This window comes from Bradyrhizobium sp. CB1717, assembly GCF_029714325.1.
GTDB lineage: Bacteria > Pseudomonadota > Alphaproteobacteria > Rhizobiales > Xanthobacteraceae > Bradyrhizobium.
On sequence record NZ_CP121666.1, the window covers coordinates 1,738,560 to 1,752,250 of the forward strand.

The window sequence follows — 13,691 nt, forward strand, 5'->3', positions numbered from 1 at the left end:
TGTTGGCACTACACCTGCATCCGCCGCGACAAAGAGGCTCACGAAGCGTTAGGCAATTCCGGCGAGAGAGAGTTGGGGGTGGCGAGAGACATGCGCGCCGCCCTTTCCGTGTCGAGAGCTGCCGAAGCGAGAGCGTCGAGCAACAGGTTCAAGTGAATTCAAGCGGGCGCGGCGAACGTCTCGCATGAAGCGCGTTTAGGAGCAATGGATGGCCACCAAGGCAAAGACGCTGCAGGCGAAGGACAAGGAAAAAGACGACAAGGCAGCGGATGCTCCCGAGAAGGATTCCCAGGACGCGCCCTCGCCCTTGCTCGATCTGTCCGATGCGGCAGTGAAGAAGATGATCAAGCAGGCCAAGAAGCGCGGCTTCGTGACCTTCGATCAGCTCAATGAAGTCTTGCCGTCCGACCAGACCTCGCCCGAACAGATCGAGGACATCATGTCGATGCTCTCGGACATGGGCATCAACGTCACCGAAGCCGACGACAGCGAAGGCGAGGAGGACAAGGACGAGGGCGGCGAGGACGAGACCGACAACGAGCTCGTCGAGGTCACCCAGAAGGCCGTCACCGAGGTCAAGAAGAGCGAGCCGGGCGAGCGCACCGACGATCCCGTGCGCATGTATCTGCGCGAGATGGGCACGGTCGAGCTGCTCTCCCGCGAAGGCGAAATCGCGATTGCCAAGCGCATCGAGGCTGGCCGCGAGGCGATGATCGCAGGGCTGTGCGAAAGCCCGCTGACCTTCCAGGCCATCATCATCTGGCGCGACGAGCTCAACGAAGGCAAGATCTTCCTTCGCGACATCATCGATCTCGAAGCGACCTATGCCGGTCCCGACGCCAAGGGCGGCATGAACACCGCGATGATCGGCGGCCCCGCCGGCGAAGGCGGCGAAGCCTCTGCCGAAGGCGGCGAGGCCGCAGCCGCGACCGGTGCTGCGCCCGCGCATGTCGCGCCGCCCGCCGCGCCGCCGTCGCCGACCCCGTTCCGCGCCGCTCCCGCCGCCGGCAACGGCGAAGCCGAGAAGGATCCGGGCGAGGTCGCCGCCGAAGCCGACATGGACGAGGACGACGAGTTCGAGAACCAGATGTCGCTCGCGGCGATCGAGGCCGAGCTCAAGCCGAAGGTCGTCGAGATCTTCGACAAGATCGCCGAGAGCTACAAGAAGCTGCGCAAGCTCCAGGAGCAGGACATCCAGAACCAGCTCGAGAGCACCTCGCACGGGCCCTCGCTGTCGCCGCACCAGGAGCGCAAGTACCGCAAGCTCAAGGACGAGATCATCGTCGAGGTGAAGTCGCTGCGCCTCAACCAGGCGCGCATCGACAGCCTCGTCGAGCAGCTCTACGACATCAACAAGCGCCTCGTCTCGCACGAGGGCCGCCTGATGCGCCTTGCCGACAGCCACGGCGTCGCGCGCGAAGACTTTTTGCGCAACTACACCGGCTCGGAGCTCGATCCGCGCTGGCTCAACCGCGTCTCGAAGCTTTCCGCAAAGGGCTGGAAGAACTTCGTCCACCACGAGAAGGACCGCATCAAGGACCTTCGCCACGAGGTGCATCAGCTCGCTGCCCTCACCGGCCTCGAGATCGTCGAGTTCCGCAAGATCGTGCACTCCGTGCAGAAGGGCGAGCGCGAAGCACGCCAGGCCAAGAAGGAGATGGTGGAAGCCAACCTCCGTCTCGTGATCTCGATCGCGAAGAAGTACACCAACCGCGGCCTGCAGTTCCTCGACCTGATCCAGGAAGGCAACATCGGCCTGATGAAGGCAGTGGACAAGTTCGAGTACCGCCGCGGCTACAAGTTCTCGACTTACGCCACGTGGTGGATCCGGCAGGCGATCACCCGCTCGATTGCCGACCAGGCGCGCACCATCCGCATCCCCGTGCACATGATCGAGACGATCAACAAGATCGTGCGCACGAGCCGCCAGATGCTCAACGAGATCGGCCGCGAGCCCACCCCGGAAGAGCTCGCTGAGAAGCTCGGCATGCCCTTGGAAAAGGTCCGCAAGGTTCTCAAGATCGCCAAGGAGCCGCTGTCGCTCGAAACGCCAGTCGGTGACGAAGAGGATTCACATCTCGGCGATTTCATCGAGGACAAGAACGCGATCCTGCCGATCGACGCCGCGATCCAGTCCAACCTGCGCGAGACCACCACGCGGGTGCTCGCCTCGCTCACTCCGCGCGAAGAGCGCGTCCTGCGCATGCGCTTCGGCATCGGCATGAACACCGACCACACGCTGGAAGAAGTCGGCCAGCAGTTCTCGGTGACGCGCGAGCGCATCCGCCAGATCGAAGCCAAGGCGCTGCGCAAGCTGAAGCATCCGTCAAGGTCGAGGAAGCTGCGGTCGTTCCTGGACAACTAAATTCGGATTGTCGTGCCGGGCCTGACCCCGGGCATCCATCCAAACGAAAACGGCGGGCCAAAAGCCCGCCGTTTTTGTTTGCGCTGGCGGCGGGATTTCTTCGGGGCGATAGTAAGCCGCAAAGTACGCGATGCCGTTGTTTTGCTCGTTTCTGCCTTTGCCTCTTTCCGCTTGGTCTTAACCCCGTCAGGCTATGTCCGACTCCCATCTCACCGTCTGGTACAACACCCGCTGCCCGGTCTGTGATGCTGGCATCGACTGGCAGCGCAACAAGCTGCTGGCGCTGGTGCGCGCGGGCACGGTCGAGTTCAAGGACATCAACGAGCAGCCGGATGCGCTGGCGCGGTTTGGCGCCTCGCTCGACGACATCAGGCGTCGCCTGCACGCGACCGATGAGGCCGGCCGGCTCATCGTCGGCGCGGATGTCGCGATTGCGCTGTGGCTGATAACGCCGGGGGAGGGGTGGCTTGCGGCGCTGTTCGGCAATCGCGTGGCGCTGCCGTTCACGCGGTTCTTTTACGACCGTTTTGCCGATCTGCTGTTTGCCTGGAATAAGTGGAGCGGGCGCTGGTAAGCGCCTGCCTGTATCGACCTACTTCTTCTTCGCGCCCACCCGGTCGAGACTCTTGATCGCCAGCGGCGGGCGGCCGCTCTTCTCCGCGATCTCGCGGTCCTGCTCCATGATGAAGCTGCGGGCGGGTTCGTCGCCGTCGAGGCCGCCGAGCAACTCGGTGGGCACGCGGCGATTGGAGCGCTGGGAGCCGTCTTCATAGACGACGTTGAAGAAGGCGAATTCGCCTTTGGGGTTGGTTCCGGGTTTCTTGGCCATGGCGGCTTGTCGTCGATCAGGACGCCGCAGTCAAATGGCTTTCGCGATTGTCGGCATGCAAGCCGTGGTCTTGCGGAGGGCTCCGCGCCGTCGATCGGCGGCATTTTCTTGCAGGAGGGAAGCGCTGCGCGCTTTTCGAAGGTCCGGTGCGAACCCTCAATAAACGGCGGGCCGCAAAGCCCGCCGTCTATTTTTGGTCTTCAGCGTCGCCCGGGGCTGGCAGGGCAACAACCTAAAATAGAAGACTATAGGTTGCGTCATGCCGTGGCAAGCCAAATCGTCGGAGCGTTGGTGTCGCAGCGAGCGCAGCAGATATGCGGTGATCGTAAAGTTAAGTTCCGATGCACGTCGAAGCAATTGTTTGGATCATTAAAGCGCTTTGTTCATATTGAAGGTTCTCGCAATGCAGCGGGCGTTGCACGCCTTGTAGAGAATTGCGCCCCGCTGCACGTCTTCCCGTCTACGTGCAGACATGCGGTTCCCTTGGGCGGAGCCGAGTTCCATCACTGCGTGGGTATTCTCAAGGCGTGCGCGGGCGCTGCGCCGCCTCCTGAACGGCGAGCCGCGATCTGTCCCCGCCGCTGTGCCCACCATCATCCTCTTTGCGTCCCTGCGCCATGATCGCGCTGCCCATTGCGGCGGAACCGAAGGTGATGAGGAACGAGGCGAGCAGCAGAACGAGCGCGATGCCGGGCATGCGGTCGGCGAAGATCAGCTCGCGCAGATGCCCGGGGTTGAGCCAGAGCAGCCCGCCGACGAGCAGCACTGCTGCGCAGGCACCGATCGCGAGGTTGATGGCAAGCAGGCGGAACAGCGGGATGCGCAGGAGGCGGGTTGGTCGAGATTGATGATTGTCAGGCATGGCTCATCGCCTCCTACACCAGCGCCCGCATCGTAGAGGTTGTTCTCTCATCCGTCATTCCGGAGCGCGACGGAGTTGCGAGCTACGCCGCGCGTCGTGTCGCTCGCACCACGATGTCGTCGCTCTCAAGCCGCCGGCGCGATCCGGCTGGCGGTCTCGCCTGCCTGCGCCGCCTGCTGGCGCTCCATCATGGTCTGCCATAGCGTCGCGATGCACGCTTGCGTCTGAGGTGCGATCAGGCAGTTGCCCTCATTGTCGAAGCCGCAGAACCGCACCGTGGCGTCTTTCCTCACCTCGGTCAGCGCCTGGTTGAGCATCTCGAGGCACGTCATGACCTGGCCGATGTCCTGCAGGCGCGTGTGATGCAGGATGTCCATCAGTCGGAACGTCATCACCGCGGGCTCGCCGAAGCTGATGCCGGGACGGCCGAGCTCGAACAGCGCGTTCACGGCAGGAAAAACGCCGCGGATGTGCTCGAGCACGCCGGCCATGTCCTCCACGCTGCAGGCGACGAGATGTGCGGCCTGCGGCGGCACCGCTGCGGGTGTGCGCGACGCAAGGTCGAGCGAATTGATTACCTCCTGCTCGATCCATTGCCGCACCGGTGCGGGCGCATTGCGGATCTGCTCGGCGGTCAAGGGAATTCCGGTCATTGGCACTTCTCCTGGACGGCTCTCCCCGCCAGTCTAGAAAGCGGGGCGCCAGACACGTTGATGCGGATCAAGCGTGCCGCTTTGACGCTGGCGGCTTTCCCGGGCATGATCGCGCGCTGCTTCGCACTGGGATTTCTTGGGGGGATCGCTCGACATGTTGAGATACGCTCTGGCCGCTGCCTGCTTCCTTGGTCTGGCCGGCGGCTCGGCGCAGGCCGCGCGCTGCGGCGGCGACTTCAACAGCTTCATCGCCACCATGGCCTCGGAAGCGCAAGGCGCCGGCGTCTCGGGAAACGTGACCAGCGCAGCGTTCAGCGGCATCACCCAGGACGGCGCCGTGCTCGCCTTCGACCGGCGCCAGCGCTACACCTTCAACAAGAGCTTTGAGCAGTATGTCTCGACCCGCGTCGGCCCGGGCCGCATCAATGGCGGCAGGGCGCTGCTGCAGCGTCACGCCGCGCTGCTCTCGCGCATCGAGCAGCAGTTCGGCGTGCCGCGCTACATCCTGGTCGCGATCTGGGGACTGGAGAGCGATTTCGGCAAGGGCGACATCGGCAAGCTGCCGGTGATCCGCACGCTGGCGACCCTCGCGCATGACTGCCGCCGCACCGACCTGTTCCAGGGCGAGCTGCTCGCTGCGCTCAAAATCGTGCAGCGCGGCGACCTGCCGCTGCGCGACCTGATCGGCGCCTATGCCGGCGAGATCGGCCAGACCCAGTTCCTGCCGTCGTCCTACATCAAGTACGGCGTCGATTTCGACGGCGACGGCCATGTCGATCTCCGCCACAGCGTTCCTGATGTGCTCGCCTCAACCGCGAACCTCTTGCACACGAGCGGCTTCAAGATGGGCCAGCCCTACGGCGAAGGCACCGCGAATTTCGAGGCGATGCGCGAGTGGAACAGGGCAGTGGTCTACCGCAAGACGATCGGGTATTTCGCGGATCGGCTGGCCGGGCAGTGAGTACACACACGGTCTTGTAGGGTGGGCAAAGGCGCGAAGCGCCGTGCCCACGATTTCCATCAGTTGTCGGAAGTCGTGGGCACGCTACGCTTTGCCCACCCTACGGCAGCGGAGGGCGAGGCAATGCCATCGCGTCCCCGGCTCACTTCCCCTTCGCCATCTTCTCCAGCCGCCGTTGCAGCGGCGCCCAATATGTCCCAGGGCGGAAGCGCTGCAACAGGTCCATGAACCTTGCGTCATTGCCGATCAGGATGCGGGGCTCGTTCCTCTCGATGCCCTTGAGGATGCGCAGCGCGGCGTCCTTCGGCGTGGTCTTCGCCGCGGTCTCGAACCGTTCGATCATCTGCGAGCGGCGCGCATTGTCGGTGACGCCGGCCCCGGTGCGGGAATTGCGCGCGATCGCGGTGGCGATGCCGCCGGGATGCACCACCGAGACCTTCACTGGGCTGCCCGCCACCGCAAGCTCGTGGCGCACGCTCTCGGAGAAGCCGCGCACCGCGAACTTCGCCGCGGCATAGGCCGATTGTCCCGGCGGCGCGATGATGCCGAAGATCGAGGAGATGTTGACGACATGCGCCTCCGGCAGCGTCTTCAGATGCGGCAGGAAGGCGCGCGTGCCGTGCACCACGCCCCAGAAATTGATGCCGAACAGCCACGCCATTTGCGCCTGGTCGATCTCCTCGAACGTCCCCAGCAGCGCAACGCCGGCATTGTTGACGACGATGCCGAGCGTGGGATGCGCCGCCGTCGCCTCGCTGGCGAAGCGCGCGATGTCGCTCGCCTCGCCGACATCGACGCGATGACGCTGACCTTGCGGCTCGTGCCGAGTTCCGCGGCGAGCGATCTCAGCCCGGCCTCGTCGCGGTCGGCAAGCGCGAGGTCGCAGCCGCGCTGGGCGAGCTCGATGGCCAGCGCGCGGCCGATGCCGCTCGCAGCTCCCGTAATGGCGGCGGCGCCGCGAATCGCAGTCATGATCTCCCCCGTCAAGTCCCCGATGATGGAACCACGATTTACATTTTTTTGAAATGAAACCGAACCGTAGCCGCTTGGGGTTTTTAACATACGTTACCAACGCAGGTATTTGGGAGCCGTCGATGGGACAAGCAAAGCCATTTCGCGCGACAGCGCTCATCGTTGAAGACGACGCCATGCAGCGCGAGATGCTGTGTCTCCTGCTGGAAGAGAGCGGCTATCAGGTCATCCAGTGCGAAAGCGCCGAGGCGGCCGAACGCGTGCTGGAGAAGAACGCCGGTGCGCTCTGCCTGATGCTGACCGACGTGCAGCTTGCGGGTCGCATGAACGGCGTCGAGCTTGCGTATGTCGCCAAGGACCGCAATCCCCGGCTCGACGTCGTCGTCACCTCCGGCCGTCCCTTGAGGCAGCCCTTGCCCGATGGTGCGAAATTCTGGGCCAAGCCCTGGGCGCCGCTCGACGTGCTGCGCGAGGCCGAGATCGCGCAACTGTCCTGACGGCCGATCGCATGGGCCGACTTTCCTGCCGCGAGCTGCGGTGATAGCCTTGGCTCATGTCCTGGTCCTTCCTGCTCACCTCGCTCATCGTCGTCGCCTCGCCTGGCACCGGCGTGCTCTATACCCTGGCGGCGGCACTGACGCGCGGCTCGCGCGCCAGCCTCGCTGCCGCGTTCGGCTGCACGCTCGGGATCGTGCCGCACATGTGTGCTGCGATGCTCGGGCTTGCCGCCGTGCTCCATACCAGCGCGCTCGCCTTCGCCGCGCTGAAATGGGGCGGCGTGCTCTATCTGCTCTACATGTCCTGGCAGGCGCTGCGCGAAACCGGGGCGCTGGCAGTTGAGGGCGAGATCCGCGAGCGGTCGAGCGGCCGGGTCGTCGTCACCGGCTTCCTGATCAACATCCTCAATCCAAAACTGTCGATCTTCTTCCTCGCCTTCCTGCCGCAGTTCGTCGCGGCGGACGAGGCCCATGTGCTGGCGCGGATGCTCGAGTTGAGCGGTGCCTTCATGGCGATGACCTTTGTGGTGTTCGCCATTTATGGCTTGTGCGCCGCCTCGGTGCGCGAGCGCGTCATCTCCCGCCCCGCCGTGATGGCCTGGCTGCGCCGCAGCTTTGCGGCAGGCTTTGCCGCACTCGGCGCCAAGCTGGCGTTCGCGGAGCGATAGGTTTCAACCTCTCCCCGCTTGCGGGGAGAGGTCGCATCCCATCGCAGATGGGATGCGGGTGAGGGGGTACAGGTCCCGCGACAATCGCGCGTGTGGAGAGAGGCCCCTCACCCCGCCCTCTCCCCGCGAAGGGCGGGGAGAGGGAGTGAGAGAGCGGAGCTCGTCGCAAAGCAGCCAATAAAAAAGCGAGCCTCGCGCCCGCCACCTTCGAACCAATCTATCCCGAAGCCCGGGCGGAGCGAGGCTCCACCCGGGCAAAGAAAAAGAAGCCTCGTTACTTCTTCTTCGCCTTCTTGGCCTTTTTCGCCTTCTTCTTCGCCGCCTTCTTCGCTTTCTTAGCCATAGTATCCTCTTAGGGTTTAATGGTGGAACGCGACACGAGGGATGCTCGGCGGAGGGCCAGCCTCGCAATATCCTCGACCATAAACTCAGCAGATTCGCAGGGCTCTGCCCTGTGCTGTCACATCCGTGTCATCGCGTTATCCACAGCTCAGATGCATTTTCGGGTGATTTTTGTCTGCGAATCCGCATCGAACGCGTCGCGCGGACAGCGGCGACATGCCTAACGATCCGACAACGCGGCCGCGCCGTTCATGAATCCAAAACCAAAGGCGCGCTTTGAAGGATCGCGGTGAGACTCCGTTAAGTGCGACCCGCGCATTGTTCCCCGCAAGAAGACGGGGATGGGTCATGGACGGACGGCTGCCAGGAATGGGGGACGCGACGCTGTGCGCGCTGCGCTCGCCATGCTGAACGTACCGACACTGTGGACGGTCTTCGTCGTCAACTTCCTCGCGCTCGGCCTGATCTGGGCCTACGTGACGCGCTCCTATCCGAAATTCGCCGCCGCGCGGTTCTGGATGGCATCATCCTTCGTCGGCGCGGCCGGCGCGATGACGGCCCTGATCCGCCTGTTCGTCACATCCCCCGTGCCGCTGCTGCTTGGCGCTGCTGGCGTCATGGCGGCGAGCTGCTTCGCCGCCATGGGCATTCAGCGCTTCTATGACCGGCCGGTCTCCTGGCGCATCATGATCGCAGCGCAATGCCTGAGCCTTGCCGGCGTCGTGTTCTTCATGATCGGCTTCGAGCACATGCAATTGCGCATGCTCAGCTACACGGTGGGGCAGGGGCTGCCGCTGGTGCTGGCGCTGCATCTGCTGCTGCTGCCGCCGGAGGGCCGCGTCAGCCCGGGCGCGCGGCTGTCCGGCATCGTCATTCTCAGCATCATCGGGCTATTGCTGGTGCGTACGGTGGGCAATCTGCTCGGCTATGATTTCTCGGCCGTCGCGGGCGGTCAGAACCATGCCGTCATGGTGCTGGGGCTGCTGTTCCTGTCGATGACGCTCAATTTCGGCTTCCTGCTGATGGCGATGGACCGGCTGCGGGGCGAGGTCGCCGACCTCGCGCTGCTCGACGATCTCACCGGCGTCGCCAACCGGCGCCATCTGCTGCAGCGCCTGTCCGAGGAATGCGCCCGTTCGGAGCGCAGCGGCGAGCCGTTCTCGCTGCTGGTGATCGACCTCGACGGCTTCAAGACCATCAACGACACCCACGGCCATGCCGCGGGCGACGAATGCCTGCGCCACTTCACCCTGATGGCGCAGACGCGGTTGCGGCCCGGCGACATGCTCGCCCGCACCGGCGGCGACGAGTTTTGCATCGTGCTGCCGTCGTCGTCCCTGCGCGAGGCTGCCGCGATCGCCCGCCGCGTGCTCGAGGTCTGCCGCCAGGATGCCGCCGCCTGCACGGCCAAGGAGATCCCGATTGCGATCTCGATCGGCGTCGCCGAGTGGGACCGCGGCATCGGCCAATTCCCGGACCGCCTCATCGCGCATGCCGACCACGCCCTCTATGCCGCCAAGAAGAACGGCAAGAACGATTTTGCGGTCTACGATCCGGCCCCGCCGCTCGCGCCGGAGCCGATCAGCCCGGCCGAGGGCAAGCGCACATTCGCGTAAAGCCTGCTACGATCTGGTCCGTCATTGGACCCCGCATGATGAAGTCTCGCCTGCTCGCGGCCATCCTCGCCGCTCTTCTGATCTCGCCAGCCGCCGCAACCGACGCCGAGTTCGCGAAGATCGCGCGCGCCCCCGGCACGCCCGACATTCCCGGCCTGAAGATGGTCTGGCTCGCGCCCTGGGGCGATGTCCGCAGCGCCCATCCGTGGCGCAACATCATCGTGCACCAGACCGAGGGGCCGGCGGGCTCGGCCCGCGGCGGCGCCGCGGAGCAATCGAGGAATCCGACGCGCCGCGGCGTCACGGTGTGGGTGGAGACCGACGGCACGGTCTACTGGGCGGTCGCCGAGACCCTGGTGCCGACCCACGGCGACGGCGCCAACCGCAACGACAACAAGTATATCGATAACAAGCCGACCTATCGCCAGGTCGTGCGCGACAATTCGATCGGCGTCGAGTTCGCCGGCAACTATCCTGACGTCACGACGGGACCGACCGAGGCGCAGGTCGCGGCATGGAAGATCCTCGTGAAGGTGCTGCGCGCGCGCTACGACATCCCGCTGGACCACGTCTATGCGCACAACTGGATCGACTACAAGGACGCGCGCTATTGCGAAGGCTGCTGGCTCGCGACGCTGGCGAGGATTTGGGGGGAGTAGGCCGGTGAGGCGTCGGCGGTGTGCTCTTCCTTCTCCCCTTGCGGGAGAAGTGGCGCGAAGCGCCGGATGAGGGGTCTCTCTCCGCGAATTCAATCGCATGAGAGCCACGCGCGGAGATAACCCCTCACCCGTCTCGCCGCTCTGCGGCGAGCCACCCTCTCCCGCAAGGGGAGGGGGGAAGAGCAGTTAAACCGGCTGCGCCATCCAGCTGAACAACCGCCGGATCAGGCCCGGCCGCCGCGGTACTTCCGGCGGGCCGTCCGCAGCCAGCACGCGTTTGAAGAAGTAGTCCAGGAACACCATGTCGTTCGGCTCGGTGACGGTGAATGTCTCCTCGCCGAAGAACACGCTGTAATCGTAGAAGAAGGGACCGACGAACGGCACTGTCGCGGTCGAGGCATAGTCCTTGGAGATCACGAACTCGGACGGCTCGAGCCCGTGCTCGCGCATCGCCTGCTCGACCAGCGGCAGCTTGCGCATGAACTGGGCTTCGAAGCCGCCGACGGTGGATTGCAGGATGATCGACACGGCGCGTGTCCGTTCTCCGGATGTGGCCCGACAAGAGTTTGTCGGGCCACCCGTCACGGGCGTTCAAGATGCCCCCGGCATCGCCGCGAAACATGCCGCAGCTCACACGCAAAGAAAAAAGCCGGCGTTGCCGCCGGCTTTTCGTCTCTTTCGATCCGCCAATCTCTTGCCGCGCAAGCCCGCTTAGTGAGCGGCTTCCAGCGCGGCCTGTTCCTGCCTTGCGATCGTGCCCTTGACCGCGGACTGCACCTTCTCGAAGGCGCGGACCTCGATCTGGCGGACGCGCTCGCGCGACACGCCGAACTCGGCGGCAAGGTCTTCCAGCGTCATCGGCTCATCGGCGAGGCGACGGGCCTCGAAGATGCGGCGTTCGCGCGGGTTGAGCACGCCCATGGCGCCGTTCAGCGCGTCACGGCGGTGATCATACTCCTCGTGCTCCGCCATCAGGGCTTCCTGGTTGGGCGTGTTGTCGACCAGCCAGTCCTGCCATTCGCCGGCTTCGCCGTCGTCGCGGATCGGGGCGTTGAGCGACGCGTCGCCACCGAGGCGGCGGTTCATGTCGATCACGTCCTGGTCCGTCACGCCGAGGCGCTTGGCGATGGTCGCGACCTGGTCGGGGCGGAGATCGCCCTCGTCCAGCGCGTTGATCTTGCTCTTCGCCTTGCGCAGGTTGAAGAACAGCTTCTTCTGGTTCGCGGTGGTGCCCATCTTCACGAGCGACCAGGAACGCAGGATGTACTCTTGAATCGACGCCTTGATCCACCACATGGCGTAGGTGGCGAGACGGAACCCCTTCTCGGGTTCGAAACGCTTCACCGCCTGCATGAGGCCGACATTGCCTTCCGAGACGACCTCGGAGATCGGCAGGCCGTAGCCGCGATAGCCCATGGCGATCTTGGCCACGAGGCGGAGATGGCTGGTGACGAGTTGGTGCGCCGCGTCGCGATCATCATGCTCGCGCCAACGCTTGGCGAGCATGTATTCCTGCTGGGGTTCCAGCATCGGGAACTTGCGGATCTCGGCGAGGTAGCGAGAAAGGCCGGATTCTCCATTGAGGACCGGCAAAGCAGCGGTACGGGCCATAGTGCGCCCTCCAAAGGTTCAGGCCCCCGATAGCGGCGGGCCAGGCAGACGACCGCTGTGTCAAAGCCGGCCGGGCTGCGATGTTCCGCGCTGGTCATTTCCAACGCAGGCGCAATATACCCCATGGGGGGGTGAAAAGGGAAGGATTGCTGACGTCACGTCCCCGTGTGGCAGCTATAACTTTTTGTAATGTAACGCCTTTCTTAAACGACCTGCGTCATAGCGCCGCTTTCAGTGCGCCCTCCAGGAGAAGCAAATCCTCCGGCAGAGGCGCCTCCCAGTGGAGTAATTCTCCCGTCCTCGGGTGCTCCAATACCAGCAGATAGGCATGCAGGGCCTGCCGCCCGAGCGCGGTTAATGCGCCCTGCGATTCCGGCCCGAGCTGGTTCGCCTTGGTCTTGAAATGCGGGCCATAGACGGCGTCCCCCATCAGGGGGTGGCCGATATGGGCGAGGTGGACGCGGATCTGGTGGGTGCGCCCGGTCTCGAGCTCGCAGGACAGCAGGGCGGCGATCGGCTTGCCGTCGCGCGCCGAAAAGCTCTCCAGGATCTCCCAATGGGTGACCGCCTCGCGGCCGCCCTGCCGCACCGCCATCTTCTCGCGGGCGTGCGGGTGGCGGTCGATCGGCGCATCGACTGTGCCGCGATGCCGGTTCGGCACGCCCCAGGCAAAGGCCATGTAGCCGCGCTTCATCTCGCCGGTGCGGCCGTGGTCGGCGAACTGGGCCGACAGCGAGGCATGGGCGAGGTCGTTCTTGGCGACCACCATCAGCCCTGTGGTGTCCTTGTCCAGCCGGTGCACGATGCCGGGCCGGCGCACCCCGCCGATGCCCGACAGCGAAGCGCCGCAATGGGCGATCAGCGCGTTCACCAGCGTGCCGGTCTCGTGGCCGGCCGCGGGGTGGACCACCAGCCCCTTGGGCTTGTTGATGACGATGATGTCGTCGTCCTCGAACACGATATCGAGGGCGATATCCTCGCCTTTCGGCTCGGCGGGCGCCGCCTCCGGCACGTCGATTATGATCGTATCGCCGGATGCGACGTGATAAGCGGGGTCGCGGATGGCGGAAGCCTTCAGGCTCACCGCGCCCGCCAGGATCAGGGCTTTCAGCCGCGATCGCGACAGGTCGGCGAGGTGCGCCGCTAGCACGCGGTCGAGCCGGGGCGAACCCTCGTCGCCGGCGACGACAACCTCCAACCTCTGCGCAGAGCCAAGACTTTTAGGGCCAAGACTTTCCATGACGACCGAAACCGCTATTCCCGAACCGACCCCCGAGCAGGCCGCGCTGTTCGCGCGGGTGCGGCGGATGATGCTGATCGCGGGGTTGACCACGGCGCTGGCGATCTGCGCCGTGCTGATCGCGGTGGGCTACCGCCTTTTCAAGTCGGAGGGAAGGGCGGTCGAAGCCGCCGGCGACGTCACCGCCACCCTGCCCAAGGGCGCCAGGATCGTCGCGACCGGGGTCGCCGGCGACCGCCTGGTGATCACGCTCGATATCGGCGGGGTCACCGAGATCCGCACTTTTGACGCCCACACCTTGAGGCCGGCCGGAAAGCTGAAATTCGCCAACGAGCCGTGAGGCCGCCCGGATATTCGCCAAAACCCCGGCGTCGTCCTGGCGAAGGTCAGGACCCATAGCCACCGAATCCAGTTGG

Annotated in this window: 14 protein-coding genes and 1 pseudogene; 8 read left to right on the forward strand and 7 right to left on the reverse strand. The window is 64.9% G+C overall.

All coding sequences use genetic code 11. From position 1 onward, the window contains the following. The first annotated feature begins 208 nt into the window (after window positions 1–208). Entirely contained in the window at window positions 209–2,365 is a 2,157-nt protein-coding gene (gene rpoD / locus QA649_RS08325; protein ID WP_283023746.1) for an RNA polymerase sigma factor RpoD, read from the forward strand. Window positions 2,366–2,558: 193 nt separating this feature from the next. Further along, entirely contained in the window at window positions 2,559–2,939 is a 381-nt protein-coding gene (locus QA649_RS08330) for a DCC1-like thiol-disulfide oxidoreductase family protein (protein ID WP_283023747.1), read from the forward strand. Between the two features lie 18 nt (window positions 2,940–2,957). On the opposite strand, the gene QA649_RS08335 is transcribed toward QA649_RS08330, so the two are convergent. The 3 genes from QA649_RS08335 to QA649_RS08345 form a co-directional block, all read right to left on the reverse strand. Further along, window positions 2,958–3,194: a hypothetical protein gene (locus QA649_RS08335; protein WP_212341679.1), complete on the reverse strand. Its 237-nt coding sequence runs from the start codon at window positions 3,192–3,194 to the stop codon at window positions 2,958–2,960. Window positions 3,195–3,714: 520 nt separating this feature from the next. Beyond that, on the reverse strand, window positions 3,715–4,056 hold the full coding sequence (locus QA649_RS08340; RefSeq protein ID WP_283023748.1) for a hypothetical protein: 342 nt from the start codon (window positions 4,054–4,056) through the stop codon (window positions 3,715–3,717). A gap of 125 nt (window positions 4,057–4,181) precedes the next feature. Continuing rightward, window positions 4,182–4,709, reverse strand: a complete 528-nt coding sequence (locus tag QA649_RS08345) for a hypothetical protein (RefSeq protein ID WP_283023749.1) — start codon at window positions 4,707–4,709, stop codon at window positions 4,182–4,184. 154 nt (window positions 4,710–4,863) lie between these two features. Between QA649_RS08345 and QA649_RS08350 the strand changes: the two genes are divergently transcribed. Next, window positions 4,864–5,670 (forward strand): lytic murein transglycosylase, encoded by an 807-nt coding sequence (locus QA649_RS08350; protein ID WP_283023750.1) that lies wholly within the window; start codon window positions 4,864–4,866, stop codon window positions 5,668–5,670. A 142-nt stretch (window positions 5,671–5,812) separates the two neighbouring features. On the opposite strand, the pseudogene QA649_RS08355 reads toward QA649_RS08350, so the two are convergent. Further along, window positions 5,813–6,642 (reverse strand): annotated as a pseudogene (locus QA649_RS08355) (SDR family oxidoreductase). A gap of 122 nt (window positions 6,643–6,764) precedes the next feature. Here QA649_RS08355 and QA649_RS08360 point away from each other — a divergent pair. The 4 genes from QA649_RS08360 to QA649_RS08375 all read left to right on the forward strand — a co-directional run bounded on the left by QA649_RS08360 (window position 6,765) and on the right by QA649_RS08375 (window position 10,424). After that, a complete protein-coding gene (locus QA649_RS08360) occupies window positions 6,765–7,139 on the forward strand; it encodes a response regulator (protein ID WP_283023751.1) in 375 nt (124 codons plus the stop codon). A 56-nt stretch (window positions 7,140–7,195) separates the two neighbouring features. Further along, complete coding sequence (locus QA649_RS08365; protein WP_283023752.1) at window positions 7,196–7,807, forward strand: LysE family translocator; 612 nt, start codon at window positions 7,196–7,198, stop codon at window positions 7,805–7,807. 746 nt (window positions 7,808–8,553) lie between these two features. Next, entirely contained in the window at window positions 8,554–9,765 is a 1,212-nt protein-coding gene (locus QA649_RS08370; protein WP_283025991.1) for a GGDEF domain-containing protein, read from the forward strand. 35 nt (window positions 9,766–9,800) lie between these two features. Next, window positions 9,801–10,424 (forward strand): peptidoglycan recognition family protein, encoded by a 624-nt coding sequence (locus QA649_RS08375; protein ID WP_283023753.1) that lies wholly within the window; start codon window positions 9,801–9,803, stop codon window positions 10,422–10,424. Window positions 10,425–10,610: 186 nt separating this feature from the next. Here the strand turns inward: QA649_RS08375 and QA649_RS08380 are convergent, their stop codons facing one another. The 3 genes from QA649_RS08380 to QA649_RS08390 all read right to left on the reverse strand — a co-directional run bounded on the left by QA649_RS08380 (window position 10,611) and on the right by QA649_RS08390 (window position 13,275). Next, a complete protein-coding gene (locus QA649_RS08380) occupies window positions 10,611–10,952 on the reverse strand; it encodes a hypothetical protein (RefSeq protein ID WP_283023754.1) in 342 nt (113 codons plus the stop codon). A gap of 183 nt (window positions 10,953–11,135) precedes the next feature. Beyond that, on the reverse strand, window positions 11,136–12,035 hold the full coding sequence (rpoH, locus tag QA649_RS08385) for an RNA polymerase sigma factor RpoH (RefSeq protein WP_018643767.1): 900 nt from the start codon (window positions 12,033–12,035) through the stop codon (window positions 11,136–11,138). A 217-nt stretch (window positions 12,036–12,252) separates the two neighbouring features. Next, a complete protein-coding gene (locus tag QA649_RS08390) occupies window positions 12,253–13,275 on the reverse strand; it encodes an RluA family pseudouridine synthase (RefSeq protein ID WP_283023755.1) in 1,023 nt (340 codons plus the stop codon). On the opposite strand from QA649_RS08390, the gene QA649_RS08395 reads away from it, so the two are divergent. After that, window positions 13,274–13,615 carry a hypothetical protein gene (locus tag QA649_RS08395; RefSeq protein ID WP_260388189.1) on the forward strand — a complete coding sequence of 114 codons (342 nt, stop codon included), beginning with the start codon at window positions 13,274–13,276 and terminating at the stop codon, window positions 13,613–13,615. The two genes, QA649_RS08390 and QA649_RS08395, sit on opposite strands and share 2 nt — an antisense overlap. Window positions 13,616–13,691: the final 76 nt, after the last annotated feature.

Excerpts from the sequence above, each read along its gene's own strand:
- rpoD (WP_283023746.1), top strand. The coding sequence starts at position 209 with ATGGCCACCAAGGCAAAGACGCTGCAGGCGAAGGACAAGGAAAAAGAC.
- QA649_RS08330 (WP_283023747.1), top strand. The coding sequence starts at position 2,559 with ATGTCCGACTCCCATCTCACCGTCTGGTACAACACCCGCTGCCCGGTC.
- QA649_RS08335 (WP_212341679.1), bottom strand. The coding sequence starts at position 3,194 with ATGGCCAAGAAACCCGGAACCAACCCCAAAGGCGAATTCGCCTTCTTC.
- QA649_RS08340 (WP_283023748.1), bottom strand. The coding sequence starts at position 4,056 with ATGCCTGACAATCATCAATCTCGACCAACCCGCCTCCTGCGCATCCCG.
- QA649_RS08345 (WP_283023749.1), bottom strand. The coding sequence starts at position 4,709 with ATGACCGGAATTCCCTTGACCGCCGAGCAGATCCGCAATGCGCCCGCA.
- QA649_RS08350 (WP_283023750.1), top strand. The coding sequence starts at position 4,864 with ATGTTGAGATACGCTCTGGCCGCTGCCTGCTTCCTTGGTCTGGCCGGC.
- QA649_RS08360 (WP_283023751.1), top strand. The coding sequence starts at position 6,765 with ATGGGACAAGCAAAGCCATTTCGCGCGACAGCGCTCATCGTTGAAGAC.
- QA649_RS08365 (WP_283023752.1), top strand. The coding sequence starts at position 7,196 with ATGTCCTGGTCCTTCCTGCTCACCTCGCTCATCGTCGTCGCCTCGCCT.
- QA649_RS08370 (WP_283025991.1), top strand. The coding sequence starts at position 8,554 with ATGCTGAACGTACCGACACTGTGGACGGTCTTCGTCGTCAACTTCCTC.
- QA649_RS08375 (WP_283023753.1), top strand. The coding sequence starts at position 9,801 with ATGATGAAGTCTCGCCTGCTCGCGGCCATCCTCGCCGCTCTTCTGATC.
- rpoH (WP_018643767.1), bottom strand. The coding sequence starts at position 12,035 with ATGGCCCGTACCGCTGCTTTGCCGGTCCTCAATGGAGAATCCGGCCTT.
- QA649_RS08395 (WP_260388189.1), top strand. The coding sequence starts at position 13,274 with ATGACGACCGAAACCGCTATTCCCGAACCGACCCCCGAGCAGGCCGCG.
- QA649_RS08390 (WP_283023755.1), bottom strand. The coding sequence starts at position 13,275 with ATGGAAAGTCTTGGCCCTAAAAGTCTTGGCTCTGCGCAGAGGTTGGAG.